Genomic DNA, 16,449 nt, shown 5'->3' with positions numbered 1-16,449 from the left:
TGTGCGTGAGCCTCGGTTCCAAATCACACGCTGAGAGAGCTTCCAAGGGAATCTCCCATGGCATTCGATAACAGTCCCTTCCGCTACGGCGCCCAGCCCCAGGGCTATGCCGGCTCCCAGGTCGATGTCGATCAGGGCCTGCGCAGCTTCATGCTCGGCGTCTACAACAACATGGTCGTCGGCCTCGGGATCTCCGGCCTCGTGGCCCTCGGCCTGAACATGGCCGCCACCGCGCAGACCGCTACGGGCAAGCTCGCGCTCACCCCGTTCGGCCAGATGCTCTACACCAGCCCCCTCAAGTGGGTTCTGATGCTTGCGCCCCTCGCGTTCATTTTCATCTTCACGATGCGCATGGACAAGATGTCGGCCTCCTCGGCGCGCATGACCTTCTTCGCCTTCGCGGCGGTGATGGGCGCGTCGATGTCGACCCTGCTGCTCGTCTTCACGGGCGCCAGCGTGGTCCGGGTCTTCTTCATCACGGCGGCGACGTTCGGCGGTCTCAGCCTCTACGGCTACACCACCAAGCGCAGCCTCTCGGGGATGGGATCGTTCCTGATCATGGGCGTGATCGGCCTCTTCATCGCATCGATCGTGAACATCTTCCTGGCCTCGAGCGCGCTTCAGTTCGCCATCTCGGTGCTCGGCGTCCTGATCTTCGCAGGCCTCACCGCCTACGACACGCAGAAGCTCAAGGAGATGTTCCTCTACAGTGGAGCCGATGCCGAAGGCGCGGCCAAGCTGTCGGTGAACGGCGCTCTGACCCTCTACCTGGACTTCATCAACATGTTCCAGTTCCTGCTCCAGCTCCTCGGCGATCGCCGCTAAGCGAGCCATCGGAACGCGGATCGAAAGGCCTCGGCGGAAACGCCGGGGCCTTTTTTCGTTTCCGCTGCTGCGAACCTGCGAGGATGTCGCGGTGGGTAAACCGGTGGTGCCGAAAATCGGGCGTGGCCCAGAGCGGGAGACGCCGCAGCCCAGCGACGTGCCGACCTACGCCATCGTCGGCGTGAGCGTCGCCGCAACGATCGTCGCCGGCGCATGGGCCGGCATCGGTGCGGCCATCATCGCCGGCATCGCTACGCTGTTCGTGATCGGCGCCCTGTATTCCATCGGCGCGCGGCGATGGGGTTGGCCTCCTATCCGTTGGGAGGCGCTCCCGTTCTTCATCCCGTGACGGGGCGATCACACCACGCGAAGAGGCTTTTCCAGCGCCGCCAGGACACGGGCGAGGTCGTGCCCTCGCTTGAGCACGATGCCGGCGGCGGAAATTACCGCGAAGGCGCCCTGGCGTCGCGCGAGTTTGGGATCCTTCTCCACCCGGAACAGGGGGGTCTCGGATGAGCGGCGGTAGATCGAGAACACCGCCTTGTCGCGGCGGAAGTCGAGGGCGTAGTCACGCCATTCGCCGGCCGAGACCATGCGGCCGTAGAGGTTGAACAGGGTCCTGAGTTCGGAACGGTCGAAGGCGACCTGTGGCACCACCGGAGCCGTCGGGAACGGCACGACGCGGCCGGTGGAATCCTTCGATCGCGGCTCGGCTCCGGTCCCCTCGTCCATCCTCGCTCCTCGGTTCCGGCGACGCGACGAGCGCCGCCAAGGAGGAATGATGGGCCTCCCACTCCGAGCCTGCAAGCCCGGTCGACCGCCGCGTGCGCACCGGCACCAGCCACGGACCGGCAACACAACATCACGATTTCGCCCCGTTATCGCCCATCGTCGGCCGCGATAGAAGATGATACCTGTGGCCGAACCTCGTCGGTTCCGTGCTCGGTCGGGCGGCCGATATCCATGCTCCCCAGCTTTCGGGAGTCTGCCGATGTCACGGGAGCGACACTCCAGAGGTTTCGAGACCCAAGGACTTCAGGCCGCCTCTCCGGAGTGCGGCCTTTTTTTCTGCCATGACGGTCCGCTCTGGTCTAAAAATCCTTTTCGATGCCCTCGGCCCCTCTTCGCATTCTACCGCCGCTTTGGTGGACTGCCGGATTCCGGCGGTGGCCGACAGGGGCGGGCGGCAGAGGCGGCCTCGTCGACAAGGGATGGCAGTGATTGGACGGCAGGTCTTGGTGAGGTTCGATCCCGGCTTTCGCGAGACGCTCGGCGACCTGTTCGCCTGGCGTCGTGACGTGCGCCGCTTTCGCAGCGATCCCGTCGATGAGGCCGTGTTTCAGCGCTGCCTGGCCCTGGCGATGCTGAGCCCGTCCGTGGGCAACAGCCAGCCCTGGCGTTTCGTCCGTGTCGCCGACCCGGCGCGGCGCAGCGTGGTCACCGCGAGTTTCGAGCGCTGCAACGATGCGGCGGCCGAGACCTACGAGTGCGAGCGCCGCGAAGCCTATACCCGCCTGAAGCTCGCGGGCTTGCGCGAGGCACCCATCCATCTCGCGATCTTCTGCGATGAGGATACGAAGAACGGGTTCGGCCTCGGCCGCGCCACCATGCCGGAAATGCTGCGCTATTCGGTGGTCACGGCGGTGCACACCTTCTGGCTCGCCGCGCGGGCGCACGGCCTCGGCGTCGGCTGGGTGTCGATCATCGAGCCCGATTGCGTCACGTCGCATCTCGACGTTCCCGCCTCCTGGCGCCTCGTCGCCTATCTCTGCGTCGGCTATCCGGTGGAAGAGCACGACGATCCCGAACTCGTCCGGCATGGCTGGCAGGAGCGCGACGAGACGGCTTCCGTCCTGCTGGAGCGGTGAGCGAGGTGAGCCTTTATCAAATCCTAATCGGACCGTTCGCCTTTAGCGCGAGTGTGAGGGGCGCCGTTTAACCGCGCTCCATCATTCCGGTGCGTATCCGGCCGATGACCCCCACCGGTAACCGGAACGGCAATCTCGATCGCTGCTTATCGTGAAGCTCACGGTCTCGCTTTCGGGGATGACGACAGATGTTCGCGCGTAATGGGTTCGCCGCTTGTTTGGCCGCAACGGTCTTGAGTGTGGGGTTTGCCGCGTCACCGGCCGCGTCCCGCGAACTCGTGGCCTTCGACCAGGCCGTCATGCCCGGTACCGTGGTGGTCCGCACCTCGGAGCGCCGGCTCTACCTCGTCAACGGCGACGGCACGGCGATCCGCTATCCCGTGGCGGTGGGCAAGCCCGGCAAGCAATGGACCGGCGCCACCAAGATCGACGGCAAATATGTCGAGCCGGCCTGGTCGCCGCCGCGCGAGGTCAAGCGTGACAACCCGCGCCTGCCCGACGTGATCGCCGGCGGCTCGCCGCACAACCCGATGGGCGCGGCGGCGATGACCCTGGCGGGCGGTGAGTACGCCATCCACGGCACCAACCGTCCGAATTCGGTGGGCACCTACGCGTCCTATGGCTGCATCCGCATGTACAATCAGGACGTGGTCGATCTCTACGGGCGCGTCTCGGTGGGCACGCAGGTCTACGTCACGCGCTGAGCCCGCGCTCAGAAGTCGACGGCGATGCCTTTGACTTCCCAATCGTCGTAGCGGACGGGCTCCAGGCCACCACGGCCCTGGCGCTCGCGGGCGGCGGAGATCTCCGCCGCCTTCGCGTCGATGGCAGCGCGTCGGTCGGCGGCCTCGGCCAGAGCCCGCTCTGCGGCGGGCGTCAAGGCGGGGCGGGGCGGGATCTCGGCGTTTTCCGCGTCGTCGGATGTCGTCATGGCTTGCATCTCGGTGGGCCGGATGGGAGGGCATCCGTTGGGATTGGCTCCGGGTGACCGGGCCTCGGACACGGAAAGTGGCATTCATGGCGACACGCCGCAACGCGGATGGGCCGGCGACGACGATCGACCGCACGGTTCCAGGCCTCGCCGCCCGGCAGGTGGCCCATGCCGCCGTGGCCGATCTCCTCGTGCAGGGCCGCGCCTTCGCCCTCGAGGACGCCCTGGCCAAGGCGGGCGTCGACGCCGGCCTCGACGCCGCCGACGCATCGCTGGCGCGGGCCATCGCCACCGCCACCTTCCGCCGCCTCGGCTTCCTGCGGCGGATGCTGGCCGCCCGCATGACTCAGGGCCTGCCGCCGGACCAGCCGAGGCTGGTGGCCCTCCTCGTCACCGGCGCCGTGCAGATCCTCGATCTCAACGTGCCGGACCATGCCGCCGTCGATCTCTCGGTCCGCCTCGCCAAGGGCGACCCCTACCTGCAGCACACGCCCGGCCTCGTGAACGCCATCCTGCGCCGGGTGATCCGTGAGCGGGACGCCATCGCGGCCGAAGCGTCCGATCCCCTGGCGCAGAACACCCCGGACTGGCTCGCCGCCCGCTGGAGCGCCGCCTATGGACCCGACACGGCCCGGGCCATCGCCTCGGCCCATCTCTCGGGCGCTGCCCTCGACATCACACCGCGCGGCAGCGCGACGGAATGGGCCGAGCGCCTCGGCGGCGTCGCCCTGCCCACCGGCAGCATCCGCCTGCACGAGGTGCGCTCGGCGGTCTCGGATTTGCCCGGCTACGGCGAGGGCGCGTGGTGGGTGCAGGACGCCGCCGCCGCCATCCCCGCCCGCCTGCTCGCGGTCGGGCCGGGGCAGCGCGTGGCCGATCTCTGCGCCGCGCCGGGCGGCAAGACCGCCCAGCTCGCCGCCACGGGGGCGGAGGTGGTGGCCGTGGACCGTTCGGCCCCGCGCCTCGAACGTCTGTCCCAGAACCTCGCCCGCCTCGGGCTGGAGGCAGAGATCCGCGTCGGCGATGCCACCCAATTGCCCGAGACCGACGCCGGAACGTTCGACGCCGTGCTCCTCGACGCGCCCTGTTCGGCCACCGGCACCATCCGCCGCCATCCCGATGTCGCCTGGACCAAGGCCGGCGGGGATGTCGGTCGCCTCGGCGGGCTGCAGCGCCGCCTCCTCGACCGCGCCGCCACACTGGTGAAGCCGGGAGGGCGTCTCGTCTATTGCACCTGCTCGCTGGAGCCCGAGGAAGGCGAGGGGCAGGTCGCCGCCTTCCTCGCCCGCAATCCGGCTTTCGAACGGCTCGCGATCCGCCCCGAAGAGGTCGGCGGCCTCGGCGAGCTCATCAACGGCGACGGTGACCTGCGGACGCTGCCCTCGCATCTGTCCGGCGATAGGGTCGATGGCGAAGGTGCCCCTCCGGTGGTCCGTGGCGGGATCGACGGGTTCTTCGCGAGCCGTCTGGTTCGGAAAGCTTAAGGCGCACGGTGCGGGGCTTCCGCCATGCCATTGCCGGACTGTTCGCGGTCTTGCCTCTCGTCGGCCAGGCCGGGGCCGACGGGATCGACCGCCGCATCCTGCCGGTGGCGCCAGCCTATGCCCGCAATCCCGCCTGTGCCCCTGTCTCGCTGACGATCCCGTTCGAGATCCATACCGGTACCCGCGACGTGGGGATCTCGCCCTCGCCGAAAGACCTGCCCCTGAACCAGGGCGAGAGCGCGATCTGTTTCGCCTACGCCACGGCGGACATGATCTCGCACCGAGTCGGCAAATCGGTCTCGCCCCTCGACGTGGCGACGAAATTCTACTTCGCCGACCCGGCGCGCCTGGAGGCGATCCCGGATCCGCATCTGAAAGGCCATCTTCGCGCGCACCCTGCCTACCGGGCCGACATCGCCTGGAGCCGCAACAATGCGGAGGTGACCAAGGACGGTAATCCGAGCCTGGAACCGTATTTCGACAAGATCGAGGGCGGCGAAGAGGATACGGCGGCGCTCCTCTACAATATCGGCGGGTATTGCGAGGACCGTGACCTGCCGTCCAACGACGGCTATCGCTACGTGCTGCCGACATTGCGCTCGCTGCGCTACCGGACGAAGCTTCGCCCGACGCGCCAGAGCTTTCGCGCCGTAGCCGCCACCGCGACCCATCTGCGCGGGCGATGGGCCGATCCGTTTAACGCGGCCTGGATCGCCCATGTGGAGGCGGCCTGCCGCCGGACGCCGCTGCCGGTGCCGCTCCTGCCGGTCTCCTACCGCGTGGCGGCGAGCCAGGCCGATTTCGCCGACATGCTCGAATCCGGCCGCCATCCGAGCAGGCCGAAGCTCGACCGCATCCTGGCCATGGTGGACTACGCGCTCGACCATGGCCGCGTGCCGACCGTGGGCTACAGCTGGTATCTCCTGGAGGACCGAGACCCGAAGGATCCCGACCTGTTCGCCGACCATGCGAGCCCGGTCATCGGCCGCCGCAAGGCGGGCGATGTGTGCCAGTATCGAATCCAGGACAATACCGGCGAATATTGCGGCCGCATGCGCGACGGCATCCGCGAGCGCTGCGACAATGGTCGCATCTGGGTGACGGAGAGCGAGTTGCGACGAACTTTGTATAGCGTCACGTATCTGCGGTAGGCGCCCGCCCTACGGCGTGATCACCCGCATGGAGACGGTCTGAATCTGCGCCGCGCCGTTCACGTCGCTCGCGGGTGTCGACTTCTTCAGCCGGGCCATGAACTTGCGCACCTCGTCGGGCGGCAATGCGCCCACCGGGGCGATCATCATGGACAGGAGCGCCTTGGTCTTGCGATCGACCGAGGCGGAGCGGCTGACCGGCTCGAAATCCCGCGCGGTATGGGTCTTGTCCTCGTTGCCGGTGAAGACGCGGGCGCCGTCCTTCAGCACGACGATGTCGCCGGGGCGCAGGGTCGGATCCTTGAGGAGGGCGGCCATCGGCCCGGAGGAGAGCGGGATCGGCGTCTGGCGGTCGCCGATCTGCAACTGCAGCGGCTCGCTCTTCGGCAGGGCGGCGTAACGGATCTTCGGGCGCGGGCGGTTCGCCTCGCGCCGGATCGTCAGGGACCTTTGCGGCAACTCGATCGCGGGAGCGGGCTGCTGCGCTTCCACCGCTGGGCGGGCCGGAGAGAACAACGCCTCGAACAGGCCGCCGAGACCACGGTCTTGAGCGTTCTGGGCCATCGCAGCGCCAGACGTGCACAATAACGCTGCGGCGGACATCAAGAGACCGGCGCGCTTGAAGGCGGGGATGACAGTCACAGGCACACTGCCATTGCTGGAGGCTGCAGGAACGAAACTCGCTGGCGCTGTGTATAACCTGTGCAGCATTCAACCGTTCCGGCCGAGTTCGCCAAAAAATACAGTTTGCCGGGCCGTGGTGGTGCCCAACCTTTCCCCTGTGCGCGGCGCCACTCGGGAGGGGGAAATCCCGAGCGGATAGGCCACGAGGCGGCGCGATGAGTATCGGCATCCTTAATTGTTGGTTAATAGGCACGGCTTAGCTTCCAGATGGGACGACATCCGGCACGATGGCCATCCGGGTCGCGGTGCTGGAGGAAAGGCGTGCGTGGGTTGGGGGGCTGATCGTTGGCGTTTCTATCGGCTCGTCGGGCGTGAGATCGCGCGCTCGGCGCGGGGCGTCTCCGCACGCCTCACCGCGAGCCCGGACCTGCTCGCGCGCGCCCGTGTCAGCGCTCTGGTGATCGCCCCGCACGATCTGCGCACCAGCGACGCCACCTTCGCCGACGATATCTATGCCGGCCTGTTCGTCTTCGCGGGGCGCTCGCTCTCGGTGAGCGGCCGCTCGCCCTTCGATTACGCGCCGCCCTCGCCGGAATGGGCGGACGCGTTCTACGGTTTCGGCTGGCTGCGCCACCTGCGCGCCGCCGACACGGCGCTGGCGCGCGCCAATGCCCGCGCCTTCGTGGCGGATTTCATCGCCGGCCGTGGCGACGAGGCCCTGGCCGCGCCCGTGCCCGTGGCGGCACGGCGGCTGATCTCCTTCCTGTGCCAGTCGCCCCTCGTGCTGGAAGGGGCGGACCACGCCTTCTACCAGGCCTTCCTCAAGGCGGTGGGGCGCGGCGCCAGAGACCTCGAACGCTCCCTGCGCCGGGGCCTGCCACCGCAATCGCGGCTCCTGGCGGTGGTGGCCCTGTGCTATGCCGGATTGTGCTGCGAGGGCATTCAACCGATCCTGCGCCGGGCCACGCGCATCCTGTCGCGCGAGCTCGACCGGCAGATCATGGCGGATGGCGGCCCTCGTAGCCGCGACCCGCGCTTCGCCATGGAGCTCCTCCTCGACCTTCTGCCCCTGCGCCAGAGCTTCCTCAGCCGCAGCCTCGATCCGCCGGTGGCCTTGCTCCATGCCATCGACCGCATGCTGCCCCTGCTGCGCCTCCTGCGCCACGGCGATGCGTCCCTGAGCCATTTCAACGGCATGGGCGCCACGGCGGCGGACCATCTCGCCACCTTGCTGGTCTATGACGGCGCCCTGGCGCAGCCGATGATGCACGCGCCGAATTCCGGCTACGAGCGGCTGGAGAGCGGCCGGGTCGTCGTGGTCGCCGATGTGGGTGCGCCGCCGCCGCTGCCCTTCTCGATGAATGCCGGGGCCGGCTGCCTTTCCTTCGAGATGTCGAGCGGCCCCCAGCGGGTGGTGATCAATTGCGGCCTGCCGGCGAGCGGTCCGGAGCTGCGGCGCCTTGCCCGCAGCACCGCCGCCCATTCCACCGCGACGGTGGGAGATTCCTCGTCCTGCCGCTTCCTCGGCGCCAGCGAGGGGGTGGGAAGTCGCTGGGCGTCGGACTGGCTCATCGGGCGGATCGGACCCGTTCTGGTGCGCGGCCCGCGTGCGGTCAAATCCGAGCGGACGAGCGATGGCGGCTCGCTGATCCTCGCCGGCCGCCATGACGGCTATGCCGCGGAATTCGGGATCGTCCACGAGCGGCGCTGGTGCCTCCTCCCGGACGGCGCCGGGCTCGAAGGCGAGGATGCCTTCGTGTCGGTGGCCCACAAGGGGAATCGCATCCGGCTGCGCCCGCCGGAGGCGGCGATCCGGTTCCACCTCCATCCCGCCATCGCGGCCAATGCGGCCGAGGGCGGAGGGATCGATCTGGCCTCGCCCCTGGGAGAGGTCTGGCGGTTCGAGGCCGACGGTGCGGCCCTGGCCCTGGAGGAGAGCGTGTATTTCGCGGGGCTGACGGGTGCGCGTCGGACCGACCAGATCGTCCTCTACGTGACAGCGGGGGAGGGCACGCGAGTGCGATGGCGCTTCCTGCACCTCGCGCAGGCGCCGGGGCGGAACGATCCCGCCCGGAGCGAGGCGCCGGTGGCCGATGAGGCGGCGCGGTAGCCGATAGGGCGCCATCTGTGGTACCCGCCGCGTTTCAGGGGCAGAGTCTGCCCTGTGCCGGACGGTTCTCGACGATGTCGCATGATCAGGCGCGGGTTGCCCGCGCACTCCTTTCCGTCTCCGACAAGACGGGCCTCGTGGATTTCGCCCGCGCGCTGTCCCAGCGCGGCGTCGCCCTGGTCTCCACCGGCGGCACGCACCGGGCCTTGAGCGAGGCGGGACTGCCGGTCACGGAAGTCGCCGAGATCACCGGCTTTCCCGAGATGATGGACGGGCGGGTGAAGACCCTGCACCCGGCGGTGCATGGCGGCCTCCTCGCGGTGCGCGACGATCCCGAGCACCAGGCGGCGCTGGCCGCCCACGGCATCGGCGCCATCGACCTCCTCGTGGTCAATCTCTATCCGTTCGAGGCGACGATCGCGAAACCCTGCGCCTATGACGACGCGGTCGAGAACATCGATGTGGGCGGCCCGGCGATGATCCGCGCCGCGGCCAAGAACCATGCCGACGTGGCGGTGGTGGTGGATGTGGCCGATTACGGCGCGATCCTCTCGGAGCTCGAATCCGGCAACGGCACGCTGGGAGCCGCGACCCGCAGGCGGCTGGCGCAGAAGGCCTTCGCCCGCACCGCTTCCTACGATTCCGCCATCGCCTCCTGGCTCGCCGACCATGTGGAGATGGAGGCGGCCCCGGCCTTCCGCGCCTTCGGCGGCACGCTCGCCCAATCCCTGCGCTACGGCGAGAACCCCCACCAATCGGCGGCCTTCTACCGGACGCCCGGCCTCGTTCGGCCCGGTGTGGCCAGCGCCCGCCAGCTCCAGGGCAAGGAGCTGTCCTTCAACAACCTCAACGATACCGACGCGGCCTACGAATGTGTGGCCGAGTTCGACCCGGCCCGCGCCGCCGCGGTGGCGATCATCAAGCACGCCAACCCGTGCGGCGTCGCCGAAGGCGACACCCTGGCAGAGGCCTACAAGCGGGCGCTGGCCTGCGACCCGACTTCGGCCTTCGGCGGCATCGTCGCCCTCAATCGCACGCTGGATGCCGAATCGGCCGCGCGGATCATCGAGATCTTCACCGAGGTGATCATCGCGCCGGACGCCACCGAGGAGGCGATCGCCCTCATCGCGGCCAAGAAGAACCTACGCCTTCTCCTCGCGGGCGGCCTGCCCGACCCGCGCGCCAAGGGCTTCGCCATGCGCAACCTCGCCGGCGGCATCCTGGTCCAGGGCCGCGACGCCGCCGTGGTCGACGACATGACGCTGAAGGTGGTGACGAAGCGCGAGCCCACGGCGCAGGAATATGCCGACCTGCGCTTCGCCTACCGCGTCGCCAAGCACGTCAAGTCGAATGCCATCGTCTACGCCAGGAACGGTGCCACGGTGGGCATCGGCGCCGGGCAGATGTCGCGGGTGGATTCCTCGCGCATCGCCGCCTGGAAGGCGGCGGAGGGCGCCAAGCGCATCGGCGCGGCGGAGAGCCTCGCCAAGGGCTCGGTGGTGGCCTCGGACGCTTTCTTCCCCTTCGCCGACGGCCTGATCGCGGCGGCGGAGGCCGGCGCCACGGCGGTGATTCAGCCCGGCGGATCGATGCGGGACGCCGACGTGATCAAGGCCGCCGACGAGGCCGGACTCGCCATGGTGTTTACAGGACATCGCCACTTCCGGCACTGATGCCGCGCGGTGTGCGGCGAACGGCCTGCGCGCATCGCCCTGTCGAGGCTATCTTCCATGACCAACACGTATCTTTCCTCCAATCGCGCGGAGCGCCGGGCGGCCGGCAAGCGCCTGCGCGATTCGGTCCCCCGGGAGTCGCATGCCGATTGGTACCCGGCCGAAGACCGCGATCCGCTGGCTGTCTTGCGGGCGAACGATGCCGGCCGGCTACTCGAGCTGATCCCCCTGCGCCACGAGCGGATGCGGGCCAGTCCCTTCGCCTTCCTGCGCGGGGCCGCCGCCGTGATGGCATCCGATCTCGCGGGCGTTCCGGTTCCGGGCATCCCGGTCCAGGCCTGCGGCGATTGCCACATCGGCAATTTCGGTGTGTATCGCAGCGCCGAGGGCCAGACCCTGTTCGACATCAACGACTTCGACGAGACGCTCTGGAACGTCGATTTCACCATCGACGTGAAGCGCCTCGCCGCCAGCGTCGCCGTCGCCGCCTTCGCCCAGGGCGAGGACAAGGCGTATCGCGCGGCTCGCGCCAGCGTCTGCGCCTATCGCGAGCACATTCGCGAGTTGTCCTATCTCTCGCCCCTGGCCATCTGGCACAGCCGCATCGACCTCGATGACGAGATCGGCCGCCTCGGCGATGGGGACCTGTGCCGGCGCCTCCTGGCCGATGCGGCCTCCGAGACTGCCGACGGTCTGAGCCATGGCGATGCCCCTGACCTCGACCCGGCGACCTTCCATTCGGACCCGGCCCAGTGGCGCATCGCCGACAAGGACCCGACGATCTTCCACGAAGGGCCGAATGGCCTGACCGAGGCGGTGCAGGAAGCGGCCGCCGCGTTGCTCGCCTATCCGCAGAGCCTCCAGGCCGACCGCAACTTGTTGACCCTGCGCTACATGCAGCGTGACGTCGCCTTCAAGGTGGTGGGCATCGGCTCGGTGGGCACGGTCTGCGCCGTGGGGCTCTACTCCGACGCGGATGGCGCGCCGCTCTTCCTGCAGATCAAGGAAGCCCGGCCTTCGGTCCTGGGTCAGCTCGCCCTGAGCCCGTTCTTCCTCGCATCCGAGGGTCAGCGGGTGATCGACGGCCAGCGCATCATGCAAGCGGCCAGCGACATGTTCCTCGGCACCGCTCATTCCGAGGTGAGCGGGCGCTCCTATTACGTGCGCCAGCTCAAGAACAAGAAGCTCTCGGCCGTCGCCGAGATCCTCGCCGAGAGCGGCCCCAAAGCCTATGCCCGGCTCTGCGGCACCACGCTCGCCCGTGCCCATGCCCGCTCCGGGGACGCGGCGATGATCGCCGGCTATCTCGGCAAGGGCGACGCCTTCGACGAGGCGGTGGCCGAGTTCGCCATGCGCTATGCCTGGCAGACGATGGCCGATCATCACGCCCTGCAGGCGGCCCATGCGGAGACCGTCGAGGCCGCTTGACGGCACACGGGCTTCGCGCGCGGACGACACGAGAAAGGGCCCCGGAGCGATCCGGGGCCCTTTTTTCATGGCGGAACATCGGGGGCTTCACGTCCGGCGCCGGACCGTGGCGGAGAGCCCGGTCCGACGCCCCCGTTCGAGGACTACCGCGCCGGGCGGTCGTCCCAGGTGAAGATGTCCCTGTCCTTGGTCTCGGGGATGAACAGGGCACCGATGACGGCCGTCGCGAGGGCGATGACGATCGGGTACCAGAGGCCGAAATAGATGTCGCCGGTCTGGGCCACCATGGCGAAGGCCGTGGCCGGCAGAAGGCCGCCGAACCAGCCGTTGCCGATATGGTAGGGCAGCGACATCGAGGTGTAGCGGATACGCGTCGGGAACAGTTCGACGAGGGCCGCCGCGATCGGGCCGTAGACCATCGTCACGTAGAGGACGAGGATCGTCAGGATACCGATGATCGTCAGCTTCTGGACCGAGAAGATGTCGATCATCTTGGCGAAGTTCGACAGGCCGTCCTTCGGTTCGATGGCGATCTTCACGATGCTCGGGTTGGTGGCGGTCGGGTAGCCGGAGGCGGTGAGGGCCGCGCCGATATCCTTGGCGAAGGCCGGATCGGCGGCGGCGAACTCCTTGCCGGCGACGGTGACGGTGGCCTTGGTGCCGGGTGTGGCGGGCTCGGTGGTGTAGTTCACGGCCGAGCGCGCGAGCAGCGCCTTGGCGATGTCGCAGGAATTGGTGAACTTGGCCGTTCCCACCGGATTGAACTGGAACGAGCAATCAGCCGGATCGGCCTTGACCACCACCTGTGTGCTCTGCTGGGCCGCGTGCAGGGCCGGGTTGGCGGCCGCGGTCAGTGCCTTGAACAGCGGGAAGAAGGTCAGGGCCGCGATCACGCAACCGCCGAGGATGATCGGCTTGCGGCCGATCTTGTCGGAGAGCGCGCCGAAGAACAGGAACCCGCCGGTGCCGAGAATGAGCGACCAGGCGATGAGCACGTTGGCCGTGAACTGATCGACCTTCAGGATCGTCTGGAGGAAGAACAGCGCGTAGAACTGGCCGGTGTACCAGACCACGGCCTGGCCGGCGGTGAGGCCGAGGAGCGCGAGGAGCGCCCATTTGGCGTTGCGCCACTGGCCGAACGCCTCCGAGAGCGGCGCCTTCGAGCCGGTGCCCTCGTCCTTCATCTTCTTGAAGGCCGGGCTTTCCTGCATCTGCAGACGGATCCAGACCGAGACGCCGAGCAGCACGATCGAGACCAGGAACGGAATGCGCCAGCCCCAGGCGGCGAAGGGCGTGATCGTCCCGGCCGATCCATCGGCGAGGGTGGTGGCGACGGGCGCGTAGTTCGCGTTGACGTAGATCTGGGTGAACAGGATCACCATCAGCGACAGCAGCAGCCCGAGGGTTGCCGTGGTCTGGATGAAGGCGGTGTAGAAACCGCGACGCCCAGGAGGAGCGTGCTCGGCCACGTAGACCGCCGCGCCGCCGTATTCTCCGCCGAGCGCGAGGCCCTGGAGCATGCGCAACGCCAGCAGCGCCACGGGTGCGACCCAGCCGACGCCGTACTCGTTCATCGTGGCGTAGGACGGCAGCAGGCCGACCACGAAGGTCGATATGCCCATGATCAGGATAGTGACGAGGAAGGTATACTTGCGGCCCACCAGGTCGCCGAGACGTCCGAACACCAGCGCGCCGAAGGGGCGGACCAGGAAGCCGGCGGCGAAGGCCATCAGGGCGAAGATGTTGCGCGTGGCTTCCGGATAGGCCGAGAAGAACTGTGCGCCGATGATCGCGGCGAGCGATCCGTAGAGATAGAAATCATACCACTCGAACACGGTGCCGAGCGAGGAGGCCAGGATGACCTTCTTCTCGCCGGCACTCATGGGCCGTGCGGCATCCTTTGGTAATGGGACCGCTGACGTTGCAGACATGGGGGGAACCTCCAAAATTTTTTATACTTCCAGGCTTTTGCAGGCCTGGCTTTCATCACTTCAGAGACTTGGGCACTGCGTCGGCGTTCGCAGTCGCCCCAGTCCTGGCGCGCGCTGGTCTTACCGCTCACGGAAAAGAGAGCGATCGACGCTACCTCACGCCATGATTTCGCCCAAGAGTGAAAAAGCTGTACGGCACAAGGATACTCACGTTTTTATGCAAACGTGTCACTTTGGTGCCGATTGATCGGGCCGCCGCCCGGCGGGATGCGATGAATGAGAAAGGGCGCGGCTTCCGCCGCGCCCTTTCAAGCATTTGTCGAATGATCTTGAAACCGTCAGTGAGCGTGAGCGCCGTCGGCTCCGATCCCGGTCTCCGAGCGCACGAACTGCTGTTCGAACAATGCGCGCTCGCGCTTGGCCCTTGCAGTATTGTCGAGCTTCGACACCACATAGATCGTGAGGAAAGCGAGCGGCATCGAGAACAGGGCCGGGTTGTCGTAGGGGAAGATCGCCACCGGATTGCCGAAGGTCGTCACCCACACCGCCTTCGACAGGATCACCATGCCGACCGCCGCGAAAAGGCCGACGAAGCCGCCGATGAGGGCACCCCAGGTGGTCGTGCCCCGCCACAGGATCGACATGGTGAGGATCGGAAAGTTGCAGCTCGCCGCCACCGAGAAGGCGAGGCCCACCATGAAGGCGACGTTCTGGTTCTCGAAGACGTAGCCGAGATAGATCGCCACGATGCCGATGACGACCGCCGAGATCTTCGAGAGCCGGACCTCGGAGGTCTCGTTGCTGCGCCCGCGGGCGATGACGCTGGCATAAAGGTCGTGGCTCACCGCCGATGCGCCGGCGAGGGTCAGGCCGGCCACCACCGCGAGGATCGTGGCGAAGGCCACCGCCGAGATGAAGCCGAGGAAGTACGGTCCGCCCACGGCATTGGCGAGGTTCACGGCGACCATGTTGGTGCCGCCGACCATGCCCTTGAGCTTGTCGAAGGCGCCGGCCGGATCGAGTTTGAAATAGGCCGGGTCGGACATCAGCAGGGCGATGCCGCCGAAGCCGATGATGAAGGTGAGAATGTAGAAGTAGCCGATCAGGCCGGTGGCATAGAACACCGACTTGCGGGCGGCCTGGGCGTCGGAGACCGTGAAGAACCGCATCAGGATATGCGGCAGGCCGGCGGTGCCGAACATCAGGCCGACGCCGAGGGAAATCGCCTCGATCGGGTTCGAGACGAGGCCGCCGGGCGCCATGATGGCGTCGCCCTTCGGGTGCGTGGCGACGGCCGCCGAGAACAGGGCCTCCGGGTTGAAGCCGTATTTGTAGAGGACCGCGCCGGCCATGAAGGTGGCGCCGCCCAGCAGCAGGCAGGCCTTGATCACCTGGACCCAGGTGGTCGCCTTCATGCCGCCGAAGGCCACGTAGACGATCATCAGCACGCCGACGATGACCACGGCGTAGAGGTATTCGAGCCCGAACAGGAGCTGGATCAGCTTTCCCGCGCCGACCATCTGGGCGATCAGGTAGAAGGCCACCACGACGAGGGTGCCCACCGCCGAGATGATGCGGATCGAGGTCTGGTCGAGGCGGAAGCTCGCCACGTCGGCGAAGGTGAACTTGCCGAGATTGCGCAGGCGCTCGGCGATGAGGAACAGCACGATCGGCCAGCCCACGAGGAAGCCGGTGGAGTAGATCAGCCCGTCGAAGCCGGACGTGTAGACGAGGCCGGAGATACCGAGGAACGAGGCGGCCGACATGTAGTCGCCGGCGATGGCCAGCGAGTTGGTGCCGGCCGATATGCCGCCCCCGGCGGCGTAGAAGTCGGAGGCCGATTTGGTGCCCTTGGCCGCCTTGTAGGTGATGCCGAGGGTGAAGAGCACGAAGAACGCGAACATGCCGATGGCCGGCCAGTTCGTCTGGGCCTTCGTGACGGCGCCGATATCCGGGCCGGCCGCATAGGCGGCACCCGCGAGAATGACCGCGAGGGTGGTGCCGAGGGCGATGGGGTGGGCGAAGCGGATCATCGGCCGAGGTCCCGCTTGAGCGCGGCGGTCAGTTCGTCGAAGCGGCCATTGGCGCGCTGGACGTAGATGCCGGTGAGGATGAAGGCGAAGACGATCACGGCGACACCGAGGATCAGGCCCAGGGACGTCGTGGCGCTCCCGATCTTCAGGGCGAGCAAAGACTTGTCGAAGGCGATGAGGCCGATGAAGCCGAAATAGACCAGCAGCATCAGGATGGTCAGCGTCCAGCCGAAGCGGGTGCGTTCGTGCACGAGCTCCTTGAACCGCGGGTTCTGCGCAATCCGCGCAGTCTCGATATCGGACATGGCGTACCTTTCCCTGGAGCGTCGACCCTTCTGAACGGGGTCTCGGTCTCGACGAATACTGTAGCGATGAAGGAGCGGGCGCGCTT

Annotated in this window: 15 protein-coding genes; 9 read left to right on the top strand and 6 right to left on the bottom strand. The window is 67.7% G+C overall.

The features are described from left to right. The first annotated feature begins 57 nt into the window (after positions 1-57). Together A3OM_RS0117955 and A3OM_RS0117950 are read left to right on the top strand one after the other, a co-directional pair. Entirely contained in the window at positions 58-825 is a 768-nt protein-coding gene (locus tag A3OM_RS0117955; RefSeq protein WP_018045160.1) for a Bax inhibitor-1/YccA family protein, read from the top strand. Between the two features lie 91 nt (positions 826-916). Beyond that, on the top strand, positions 917-1,174 hold the full coding sequence (locus A3OM_RS0117950; RefSeq protein ID WP_244478991.1) for a hypothetical protein: 258 nt from the start codon (positions 917-919) through the stop codon (positions 1,172-1,174). A gap of 8 nt (positions 1,175-1,182) precedes the next feature. Here the strand turns inward: A3OM_RS0117950 and A3OM_RS0117945 are convergent, their stop codons facing one another. Next, the gene (locus tag A3OM_RS0117945; protein ID WP_018045158.1) at positions 1,183-1,557 is read right to left on the bottom strand and encodes a DUF2794 domain-containing protein; all 375 of its coding nucleotides are present in this window, start codon (positions 1,555-1,557) and stop codon (positions 1,183-1,185) included. A gap of 479 nt (positions 1,558-2,036) precedes the next feature. Here A3OM_RS0117945 and bluB point away from each other — a divergent pair, with 479 nt between their 5' ends. After that, complete coding sequence (bluB, locus tag A3OM_RS0117940) at positions 2,037-2,693, top strand: 5,6-dimethylbenzimidazole synthase (protein ID WP_018045157.1); 657 nt, start codon at positions 2,037-2,039, stop codon at positions 2,691-2,693. A 188-nt stretch (positions 2,694-2,881) separates the two neighbouring features. Further along, positions 2,882-3,397, top strand: coding sequence for a L,D-transpeptidase (locus A3OM_RS0117935; protein ID WP_026176170.1), 516 nt, complete (start codon positions 2,882-2,884; stop codon positions 3,395-3,397). Between the two features lie 8 nt (positions 3,398-3,405). On the opposite strand, the gene A3OM_RS0117930 is transcribed toward A3OM_RS0117935, so the two are convergent. After that, positions 3,406-3,624 carry a DUF1674 domain-containing protein gene (locus tag A3OM_RS0117930; RefSeq protein WP_018045155.1) on the bottom strand — a complete coding sequence of 73 codons (219 nt, stop codon included), beginning with the start codon at positions 3,622-3,624 and terminating at the stop codon, positions 3,406-3,408. 86 nt (positions 3,625-3,710) lie between these two features. Here A3OM_RS0117930 and A3OM_RS0117925 point away from each other — a divergent pair, with 86 nt between their 5' ends. Both A3OM_RS0117925 and A3OM_RS0117920 read left to right on the top strand, forming a co-directional pair. Continuing rightward, positions 3,711-5,108 carry an RsmB/NOP family class I SAM-dependent RNA methyltransferase gene (locus A3OM_RS0117925; protein ID WP_018045154.1) on the top strand — a complete coding sequence of 466 codons (1,398 nt, stop codon included), beginning with the start codon at positions 3,711-3,713 and terminating at the stop codon, positions 5,106-5,108. A 50-nt stretch (positions 5,109-5,158) separates the two neighbouring features. Further along, positions 5,159-6,259, top strand: a complete 1,101-nt coding sequence (locus A3OM_RS0117920) for a hypothetical protein (protein ID WP_245257802.1) — start codon at positions 5,159-5,161, stop codon at positions 6,257-6,259. Positions 6,260-6,268: 9 nt separating this feature from the next. Here the strand turns inward: A3OM_RS0117920 and A3OM_RS0117915 are convergent, their stop codons facing one another. Beyond that, positions 6,269-6,823, bottom strand: a complete 555-nt coding sequence (locus A3OM_RS0117915; protein WP_018045152.1) for a hypothetical protein — start codon at positions 6,821-6,823, stop codon at positions 6,269-6,271. Positions 6,824-7,208: 385 nt separating this feature from the next. On the opposite strand from A3OM_RS0117915, the gene A3OM_RS0117910 reads away from it, so the two are divergent. From A3OM_RS0117910 to A3OM_RS0117900, 3 genes are all read left to right on the top strand, one after another. Next, complete coding sequence (locus A3OM_RS0117910) at positions 7,209-8,993, top strand: heparinase II/III family protein (protein ID WP_018045151.1); 1,785 nt, start codon at positions 7,209-7,211, stop codon at positions 8,991-8,993. A gap of 74 nt (positions 8,994-9,067) precedes the next feature. Next, a complete protein-coding gene (gene purH, locus A3OM_RS0117905; RefSeq protein WP_018045150.1) occupies positions 9,068-10,666 on the top strand; it encodes a bifunctional phosphoribosylaminoimidazolecarboxamide formyltransferase/IMP cyclohydrolase in 1,599 nt (532 codons plus the stop codon). A 57-nt stretch (positions 10,667-10,723) separates the two neighbouring features. Continuing rightward, a complete protein-coding gene (locus tag A3OM_RS0117900) occupies positions 10,724-12,094 on the top strand; it encodes a DUF2252 domain-containing protein (RefSeq protein ID WP_018045149.1) in 1,371 nt (456 codons plus the stop codon). 143 nt (positions 12,095-12,237) lie between these two features. Here A3OM_RS0117900 and A3OM_RS0117895 read toward each other — a convergent pair whose 3' ends face one another. The 3 genes from A3OM_RS0117895 to A3OM_RS0117885 form a co-directional block, all read right to left on the bottom strand. Further along, the gene (locus tag A3OM_RS0117895) at positions 12,238-13,977 is read right to left on the bottom strand and encodes an MFS transporter (RefSeq protein ID WP_018045148.1); all 1,740 of its coding nucleotides are present in this window, start codon (positions 13,975-13,977) and stop codon (positions 12,238-12,240) included. Between the two features lie 386 nt (positions 13,978-14,363). Then, a complete protein-coding gene (locus tag A3OM_RS0117890) occupies positions 14,364-16,058 on the bottom strand; it encodes a cation acetate symporter (protein ID WP_018045147.1) in 1,695 nt (564 codons plus the stop codon). Continuing rightward, on the bottom strand, positions 16,055-16,363 hold the full coding sequence (locus A3OM_RS0117885; RefSeq protein ID WP_018045146.1) for a DUF485 domain-containing protein: 309 nt from the start codon (positions 16,361-16,363) through the stop codon (positions 16,055-16,057). Before A3OM_RS0117885 ends, A3OM_RS0117890 begins: the two co-directional genes overlap by 4 nt. Between the last annotated feature and the right edge of the window lie 86 nt (positions 16,364-16,449).

Source organism: Methylobacterium sp. 88A (assembly GCF_000376345.1).
GTDB classification, from domain to species: domain Bacteria; phylum Pseudomonadota; class Alphaproteobacteria; order Rhizobiales; family Beijerinckiaceae; genus Methylobacterium; species Methylobacterium bullatum.
The sequence above is the reverse complement of the archived record's forward strand: the minus strand, read 5'-3'. Positions and strand labels throughout refer to the sequence as shown.

What these genes read in the sequence shown, in the direction of transcription:
- A3OM_RS0117955 (WP_018045160.1), top strand. Translation starts at nt 58, where the DNA reads ATGGCATTCGATAACAGTCCCTTCCGCTACGGCGCCCAGCCCCAGGGC.
- A3OM_RS0117945 (WP_018045158.1), bottom strand. Translation starts at nt 1,557, where the DNA reads ATGGACGAGGGGACCGGAGCCGAGCCGCGATCGAAGGATTCCACCGGC.
- bluB (WP_018045157.1), top strand. Translation starts at nt 2,037, where the DNA reads ATGGCAGTGATTGGACGGCAGGTCTTGGTGAGGTTCGATCCCGGCTTT.
- A3OM_RS0117935 (WP_026176170.1), top strand. Translation starts at nt 2,882, where the DNA reads ATGTTCGCGCGTAATGGGTTCGCCGCTTGTTTGGCCGCAACGGTCTTG.
- A3OM_RS0117930 (WP_018045155.1), bottom strand. Translation starts at nt 3,624, where the DNA reads ATGACGACATCCGACGACGCGGAAAACGCCGAGATCCCGCCCCGCCCC.
- A3OM_RS0117925 (WP_018045154.1), top strand. Translation starts at nt 3,711, where the DNA reads ATGGCGACACGCCGCAACGCGGATGGGCCGGCGACGACGATCGACCGC.
- A3OM_RS0117915 (WP_018045152.1), bottom strand. Translation starts at nt 6,823, where the DNA reads ATGGCCCAGAACGCTCAAGACCGTGGTCTCGGCGGCCTGTTCGAGGCG.
- purH (WP_018045150.1), top strand. Translation starts at nt 9,068, where the DNA reads ATGTCGCATGATCAGGCGCGGGTTGCCCGCGCACTCCTTTCCGTCTCC.
- A3OM_RS0117900 (WP_018045149.1), top strand. Translation starts at nt 10,724, where the DNA reads ATGACCAACACGTATCTTTCCTCCAATCGCGCGGAGCGCCGGGCGGCC.
- A3OM_RS0117895 (WP_018045148.1), bottom strand. Translation starts at nt 13,977, where the DNA reads ATGAGTGCCGGCGAGAAGAAGGTCATCCTGGCCTCCTCGCTCGGCACC.
- A3OM_RS0117890 (WP_018045147.1), bottom strand. Translation starts at nt 16,058, where the DNA reads ATGATCCGCTTCGCCCACCCCATCGCCCTCGGCACCACCCTCGCGGTC.
- A3OM_RS0117885 (WP_018045146.1), bottom strand. Translation starts at nt 16,363, where the DNA reads ATGTCCGATATCGAGACTGCGCGGATTGCGCAGAACCCGCGGTTCAAG.